Here is a 6,773-nt window from a genome sequence, read left to right as displayed (position 1 = left end):
CCGCCCCGCACCGAGGGTGTCGTCCCACTCCCGCGAAGCGAGAGAGGGGGAAGCGGCACAGCCGCTCAGGGGGTGTCTTTTTCCGGCACCGGCAACCCGAGATGGCGGTACGCCGCCTGGGTCGCCATGCGCCCGCGCGGCGTGCGCTGCAAAAAGCCCTGCTGGATCAGGTAGGGCTCGATCACATCCTCGATGGTGCCCGCTTCCTCGCCGATGCTGGCCGCGATGTTGTCCAGGCCCACGGGGCCGCCGTCGAAGCGGTGCACCACGGCCTCCAGCAGCTTGCGGTCCATGATGTCGAAACCCTGGGGATCGACATCGAGCATGGCCAGCGCACGGTCGGCCAGCTCGCGCGTGATGCTGCCGTCGCCACGCACATCGGCATAGTCGCGCACGCGGCGCAGCAGGCGGTTGGCAATGCGTGGCGTGCCGCGCGAGCGGCGCGCGATCTCGAAGGCGCCCTCGTCATCGATGGGCGCGTTCAACAGGCCTGCACTGCGCCGCACGATGCGCGCCAGCTCCTCGGCCGTATAGAACTCCAGCCGCGCCACGATGCCGAAGCGGTCGCGCAGCGGGTTGGTCAGCATGCCCGCGCGCGTGGTCGCGCCCACCAGCGTGAACGGCTGCAGGTCCAGCTTGATGGAGCGCGCCGCCGGCCCCTCGCCGATCATGATGTCGATCTGGTAGTCCTCCAGCGCCGGGTAGAGGATTTCCTCGACCACGGGCGACAGGCGGTGGATCTCGTCTATGAACAGCACATCGTTGGCTTCGAGGTTGGTCAGCAGCGCCGCCAGGTCCTTGGGCTTTTCCAGCACGGGGCCGCTGGTCTGCCGCAGATTCACGCCCAGCTCGGCCGCGATGATGTGCGACAGCGTGGTCTTGCCCAGGCCCGGCGGGCCGAACAGCAGCACATGGTCCAGCGCCTCATTGCGCTTTCGGGCCGCGCCGATGAAGATCTCCAACTGCTCGCGCGCCTTGGCCTGGCCCACGTACTCCTGCAGCAGCTTGGGGCGCAGGGCGCGCTCCATGGCCTCTTCCCCGCGCGAGACCGGCGCTGCCGAAATCATGCGCGGCTTTTCCGGTGCCTTGTCTGGCGCAAAGCCCCCCTGCGCAAAGCCGCCCTGCCCGAAATCGTCGGTATGGATGCTCATGCGCCGCTCACTTGGCCAGCGCCTTCAGCGCCAGCTTGATGCCTTCGGTCACGCCCACGTCGGGCGGCAGCTTCTTGAGCGCGGCGGCCGCATCCTTGTCGGAATAGCCCAGCGCCATCAGCGCCTGCACGATGTCGTTCTGATCGTTGTTCACGAACAGCGACTGCGCGCCCGTATCGGCGCCGATCTTGCCCTTGAGCTCCAGCAGCAGGCGCTCGGCCGTCTTCTTGCCGATACCCGGCACCTTGACCAGGCGGCCCACCTCCTGCAGCGTCACGGCCTGGGCCAGGTCCTCCACGCTCATGCCGCTGAGCACCGACAGCGCCATGCGCGGGCCGATGCCGGTGATCTTGATCAGCTCGCGGAACGCCTGGCGCTCGCTGTGCGTGCCAAAACCGTACAGAAGCTGCGCATCCTCGCGCACCACGAAGTGCGTCAGCAGGCTGACCTTGGCCCCACTGGCGGGCAGGTTGTAGAAGGTGCTCATGGGCACCTGCACCTCGTAGCCCACGCCGCCGCAGTCCACCAGCACCTCGGGCGGGTTTTTTTCCAGCAGCGTTCCTGTCAATTTGCCTATCATTGGTGTCCTTTGCCGCCCTGGGGGCGGCTTTTCATGCCCGTCCGCAACCGAACGCCGGCCCATTCACAGGGTATGGCACCACGCCCTCGCGCTGGCCGCCGCCCGGAATCTCTGGAATTATCCGCGTGATCCTGCGCCACACCTTCACACCCCACGACAACAACCGGTTGAGCCACGTCTGCGGCCCGGCCGACGCGCACCTGCGCACCATCGAGATCGCAATGGGCGTCAAGATCGCCCACCGCCACGAGCAATTCAAGATCGACGGCCCCAAGGCCAAGGCCAACGACGCACTGGAGCTGCTGCAGGCCCTCTACGAGATGGCCGACGACCCCATCCTGGACGACTCCCTGCAACTGATGCTGGCCGGTGATACCGAACTCATCGAGCAGCCCCAGGACGCCATCCAGCTGTCCACGCGCCGCCCCGACCTGCGCGCGCGCACGGCCAACCAGTCGGCCTACCTGGAGAACATCGCCCGCCACGACATCACCTTCGGCATCGGCCCGGCCGGCACCGGCAAGACCTACCTGGCCGTGGCCTGCGCCGTGGACGCGCTGGAGCGCAGCGCCGTGCAGCGCATCGTGCTCACGCGCCCCGCAGTGGAGGCAGGCGAGCGCCTGGGCTTCCTGCCCGGCGACCTCACGCAGAAGGTCGACCCCTACCTGCGCCCGCTGTACGACGCGCTCTACGACCTCATGGGCTACGAGAAGGTGCAAAAGGCCTTCGAGCGCAATGTGCTGGAGATCGCGCCGCTGGCCTTCATGCGCGGGCGCACGCTGAACAACGCCTTCGTCATCCTGGACGAGGCGCAGAACACCACGCCCGAGCAGATGAAGATGTTCCTCACGCGCATCGGCTTCGGCGCCCGCGCCGTGGTCACGGGCGACGTCAGCCAGATCGACCTGCCCAAGGGCGCACTGAGCGGCCTGATCGATGCCGAGCGCGTCTTGAAGCGCGTCAAGGGCATCGCCATCAACCACTTCACCAGCGCCGACGTGGTGCGCCACCCGCTGGTGGCCCGCATCGTGGACGCCTACGACGCACGCGGCCAGGCCCCGGCACGCCGTGCCGCACCGCGCCTTGCAGCGCATTGATCCCGACAGCCACAGCAGACGCCCGCCCACGGGCGCCCCAAAGCACACGCCCAAGCTCACGCCCACGCCTCCTCCCATGTCCCTGAACCAACTGCAACTGTCCCTGCAATTCGCGCGCTTTGCCGAGGCGCCCGTCCACCGCGCCGTGCTGTCCCGCAGCAAGGTCACGCGCTGGATACGCCACGCCCTGGCCGTCGATGCCGAAATCACCGTGCGCATCGTCGACGCCGAGGAAGGCCAGCAGCTCAACCGCGAATACCGGCAAAAGGACTACGCCACCAACGTCCTGACCTTCGACTACCAGCAGGAGCCCACCGCCATGGCCGACCTGGTGCTGTGCGCCCCCGTGGTCGAGCGCGAGGCGCGCGAGCAGAACAAGACGCTGGAGGAGCACTACGCCCACCTGCTGGTGCATGGCACGCTGCATGCCCAGGGCTGGGACCATGAGACCAGCGAGCAGGACGCCGAGGAAATGGAAGCCTACGAGACCGAGATCATGGTCGAGCTGGGCTTTGCCGACCCCTACGCCAAGTAGGCGGCACCAGGGCCCGCGCGGGCCTCAGCGCGCCGTATCGATGACGACCCGGCCGCGCACCTGGCCGGCAAGCAGCCTGGGCGCCAGCGCAACCGCTTCGGCCAGGCCCGCCTCTTCGGTATTGCGCTCCAGCACCTCGCGCGGCAGTTCGGCAGCCAGCCGCGCCCAGGCCTGCTCGCGCCGCGCCTGCGGCGCATAGACGCTGTCGATGCCCAGCAGCGACACGCCGCGCAGAATGAACGGTGCCACGGAAGCCGGCAGGTCCAGCCCCTGGGCCAGTCCGCAGGCCGCCACGCAGCCGCCGTAGCGCAGGCTGGCGCACACATTGGCCAGCGTATGGCTGCCCACGCTGTCCACGGCCGCCGCCCAGACCTCCTTTTGCAGCGGCTTGCCGGGCGCATCCAGGCTGCTGCGCTCCACGATCCGCGCCGCGCCCAGCGCCTTCAGGTGCTCGGCCTGTTCGGGCCGCCCGGTGCCGGCGTGCACCTCGAAACCCAGGCGCGACAGCAGGGCCACGGCAATGCTGCCCACGCCGCCATTGGCCCCCGTCACCAGCACCGGGCCGCTGGAGGGCGTGATGCCATGCGCCTGCAGCGCCATCACGCACAGCATGGCCGTATAGCCGGCCGTGCCTATGGCCATGGCATCCCGTGCGCTGAAGGCCTCGGGCCGGCGGATCAGCCAGTCGCCGTTCACGCGCGCCTGCTGGGCGAGCCCGCCCCAGTGGGTCTCGCCCACGCCCCAGCCGTTGAGCAGCACGGCATCGCCGGGCTGGAAACGCGCGTCCTCGCTGTCCAGCACCGTGCCGGCCAGGTCGATGCCCGGCACCATGGGGAACTGGCGCACCACGGGCGAGCGCCCCGTGATGGCCAGTGCATCCTTGTAGTTGAGCGTGGAATGCGAGACGGCCACGCGCACCGCGCCGGCGGGCAGGCTGGCTTCGTCCAGCTCCACACACTCGGCACGGGTTTCACGCGGTACGGGTTGGGTCAGCAGCAAGGCTTTGAACATGGAATCTCCAGCAAGGCAGTGGCAAAGGAATCCAAAGGCAATCAGGACTGCGGCGCGCCCAGCACGCCGCTGCGGCACAGGCGGGCGATGGCCTCGTCCGCCATCCCCAGCTCCCGCAGCAGCGCGAGATTGCCATCGCCCAGGACGGGGGCCGGCGCACCCGGCAGGGGCTCGACATCCATCCACCGGAACCCCAGTCCCGGAGTGTCCACCGCAGCGCCGCCGGCGCCATAGCTCACAGGTGACACGGTGCCGGCGGCGCGGGCCTCGCCCAGGAATTCACCCAGGCGCCGCACCCTGGCGGCAGGCACGCCCACGGCGTTGAGCCGGGCTTCCATGTCCCGTGCGCTGCGTGCGGCGAAGGCCTCGGCCAGACATGCCTGCAGCCGCTGCAGCGCGGACGCATCGCGCGCGGCAACAAAGCCGCCCTCGGGCGCGTTGAAGGCATCGAGGTCGAGCAGCGTGGCGTCCTCGCACAGCGCATCGAGCCCCAGCACGCTGGCGAGCCTGCGAAACTGCTGCGGCGTATTGGCGGCCGTGGACAGCCAGCCGTCGGCGCACCGGTAGGTGTCGGCCGCCGGGCTGCCCGTATAGCCCCGGTTGCCCACGCGCCGTGGCTCCACGCCATGGGTGAGATAGGTACAGGCATGCGGGTACATCAGCATCAGCGAGGCCTGCAGCATGGAGGCATCGATGTGCTGGCTGCGCCGCTCGCCAGGCGCCCAGGCGTTGCGCTGGTGCAGGGCCGCCGTGACCGACAGCGCCCCCAGCATGCCCACCGCCACGTCGATCACGGGAAAGCCCACCTTCACGGGCGGCGCTTCCTCGTCGCTCCCCGCCATCATCATCATGCCCGTGAGCGCCTGCACCACATGGTCATAGGCGCCCCGCCCGGCCCACTCGCCCTGCTGGCCAAAGCCCGAGATGGAGCAGTACACCACGGCGGGACGCACCGCCCGGATGTCCTCGTAGCCCAGGCCGTGGCGCGCCACCACGCCGGGGCGGAAGTTCTCGATGAACACATCGGCCGTGCGCGCCAGGGCACGCACGATGTCCGCACCCTCGGGCTGGCGGATGTCCACCGACAGCGAACGCTTTCCCGCATTGAGCGCCACGAAGCCCGAAGGCATGCCGCCCCCGGGCTCGCCGGGCGTCCGGCTGTTGCGCATGACCTCGCCACGCGTGGGCTCGACCTTGATGACCTCGGCCCCGAGCTGGGCCAGGTAGTGCGAGGCCAGCGGCCCCGCGATCACATGCGACATGTCGATGACGCGCACTCCTTGCAGCGGCTTGTCCATACCCGTCTTGCCTTTCCCTGGTTCAACTGTTGGCGGTGATGCCGGCCAGCTCGATGATGGCGGCCCACTTGCGGTTCTCGCTGCGCACGAAATCGGCGAAGGCCTGCGGCGAAGCGCTGGCCGTGGCCTCGTTGCCGACAGCCTCGAACGAGGCGCGCAGCGCTGGCTGGGCGGCGGCCTGGCGCACGGCGGCGTGCAGGCGCTCGACCACAGCAGGGGGCGTCCTGGCCGGAGCCCACAGCCCGAACCAGGACTCCTGCACCGCCAGCTCGCTGCCCAGCACCTCCTGCAGCGTGGGCACCTCGGGCAGCTGCGCCAGGCGCTTGCGGCTGGTCACCGCCAGGGCCCGCAGCTTGCCGCCCTGCACCTGGGGAATGCCGGTGCCCGCCACCGGAAACGCATACTGCGTATCGCCGCGGATCAGCGATGCCGCAATCTCCACCGATCCCTTGAGCGGTATGTGCGTGACCTGCAGGCCCGCCAGCGAGACCAGCGTGGCGCCCGCCAGATGGGCCGAAGTGCCTATGCCGCCCGAGCCGTAGTTGGCCTGCGCCGGCTGGGCCTTCAGCCCCGCGATCAGCTCCCGGGCCGTGCGCCAGGGCGCATCGGCACGCACCACCAGCACCGTGGGCGACGAGGCCAGGTTGCTGACGGGCGTGAAGTCGCCGATGGGGTCGAAGCGCAGGCCCGGTTGCAGCAGCTTCTGGATCAGGTGGGTGTTGGAGCCCATCAGGCAGGTGTAACCATCGGCGGGCTGCTGCGCCACATACTGCGCGGCCAGCACGCCGGCCGCACCCACCTTGTTCTCGATCACGATGGACTGCCCCAGGATCTCCCCCAGCACCGGGCCGGCCTGGCGCAACTGCACATCAGGCCCCCCGCCCGCCGCATACGGAGAAATCACCCGCACCGGCCGGCTCGGAAAATCGCTGGCCCGCACCAGCGGAAGCGCGGCAGCCGCCAGGCTGCCTGCCAGAAAGACGCGTCTGTCCATGGTCCTGTCTCCTTGTCGCTTGTCGTCGTGGGGTCACGATAGAACGGCAGGCCCATTTCCAATAGTGATATGTTTGGATGGATGGCAAACCTCTGGTAATCACCCCA

7 protein-coding genes are annotated in these 6,773 nt (G+C 69.2%); 2 read left to right on the top strand and 5 right to left on the bottom strand.

Annotated elements, in window-relative coordinates:
* Nucleotides 1-65: 65 nt before the first annotated feature.
* Complete coding sequence (gene ruvB, locus KDK82_RS19790) at nt 66-1,151, bottom strand: Holliday junction branch migration DNA helicase RuvB (RefSeq protein ID WP_088165987.1); 1,086 nt, start codon at nt 1,149-1,151, stop codon at nt 66-68.
* Between the two features lie 7 nt (nt 1,152-1,158).
* Nucleotides 1,159-1,731 (bottom strand): Holliday junction branch migration protein RuvA, encoded by a 573-nt coding sequence (gene ruvA, locus KDK82_RS19785; RefSeq protein WP_012203156.1) that lies wholly within the window; start codon nt 1,729-1,731, stop codon nt 1,159-1,161.
* Between the two features lie 125 nt (nt 1,732-1,856).
* Here ruvA and KDK82_RS19780 point away from each other — a divergent pair, with 125 nt between their 5' ends.
* A complete protein-coding gene (locus tag KDK82_RS19780) occupies nt 1,857-2,828 on the top strand; it encodes a PhoH family protein (RefSeq protein WP_012203155.1) in 972 nt (323 codons plus the stop codon).
* A 76-nt stretch (nt 2,829-2,904) separates the two neighbouring features.
* The gene (gene ybeY / locus KDK82_RS19775; protein ID WP_012203154.1) at nt 2,905-3,363 is read left to right on the top strand and encodes an rRNA maturation RNase YbeY; all 459 of its coding nucleotides are present in this window, start codon (nt 2,905-2,907) and stop codon (nt 3,361-3,363) included.
* Between the two features lie 24 nt (nt 3,364-3,387).
* On the opposite strand, the gene KDK82_RS19770 is transcribed toward ybeY, so the two are convergent.
* The 3 genes from KDK82_RS19770 to KDK82_RS19760 are packed head-to-tail and all read right to left on the bottom strand — an operon-like array spanning nt 3,388 to nt 6,666.
* On the bottom strand, nt 3,388-4,374 hold the full coding sequence (locus KDK82_RS19770; protein ID WP_088165986.1) for an MDR family oxidoreductase: 987 nt from the start codon (nt 4,372-4,374) through the stop codon (nt 3,388-3,390).
* A 41-nt stretch (nt 4,375-4,415) separates the two neighbouring features.
* On the bottom strand, nt 4,416-5,672 hold the full coding sequence (locus KDK82_RS19765) for a CaiB/BaiF CoA-transferase family protein (RefSeq protein ID WP_088165985.1): 1,257 nt from the start codon (nt 5,670-5,672) through the stop codon (nt 4,416-4,418).
* A 22-nt stretch (nt 5,673-5,694) separates the two neighbouring features.
* Nucleotides 5,695-6,666 (bottom strand): tripartite tricarboxylate transporter substrate binding protein, encoded by a 972-nt coding sequence (locus KDK82_RS19760; RefSeq protein WP_088165984.1) that lies wholly within the window; start codon nt 6,664-6,666, stop codon nt 5,695-5,697.
* Nucleotides 6,667-6,773: the final 107 nt, after the last annotated feature.

The organism is Delftia sp. K82 (genome assembly GCF_002193035.1).
GTDB lineage: Bacteria > Pseudomonadota > Gammaproteobacteria > Burkholderiales > Burkholderiaceae_C > Comamonas > Comamonas acidovorans.
Note: the sequence above shows the minus strand (reverse complement) of the source record. Positions and strands in the feature narration are given on the sequence as shown.

Excerpts from the sequence above, each read along its gene's own strand:
- ybeY (WP_012203154.1), top strand. The coding sequence starts at position 2,905 with ATGTCCCTGAACCAACTGCAACTGTCCCTGCAATTCGCGCGCTTTGCC.
- ruvB (WP_088165987.1), bottom strand. The coding sequence starts at position 1,151 with ATGAGCATCCATACCGACGATTTCGGGCAGGGCGGCTTTGCGCAGGGG.
- KDK82_RS19760 (WP_088165984.1), bottom strand. The coding sequence starts at position 6,666 with ATGGACAGACGCGTCTTTCTGGCAGGCAGCCTGGCGGCTGCCGCGCTT.
- KDK82_RS19770 (WP_088165986.1), bottom strand. The coding sequence starts at position 4,374 with ATGTTCAAAGCCTTGCTGCTGACCCAACCCGTACCGCGTGAAACCCGT.
- KDK82_RS19765 (WP_088165985.1), bottom strand. The coding sequence starts at position 5,672 with ATGGACAAGCCGCTGCAAGGAGTGCGCGTCATCGACATGTCGCATGTG.
- ruvA (WP_012203156.1), bottom strand. The coding sequence starts at position 1,731 with ATGATAGGCAAATTGACAGGAACGCTGCTGGAAAAAAACCCGCCCGAG.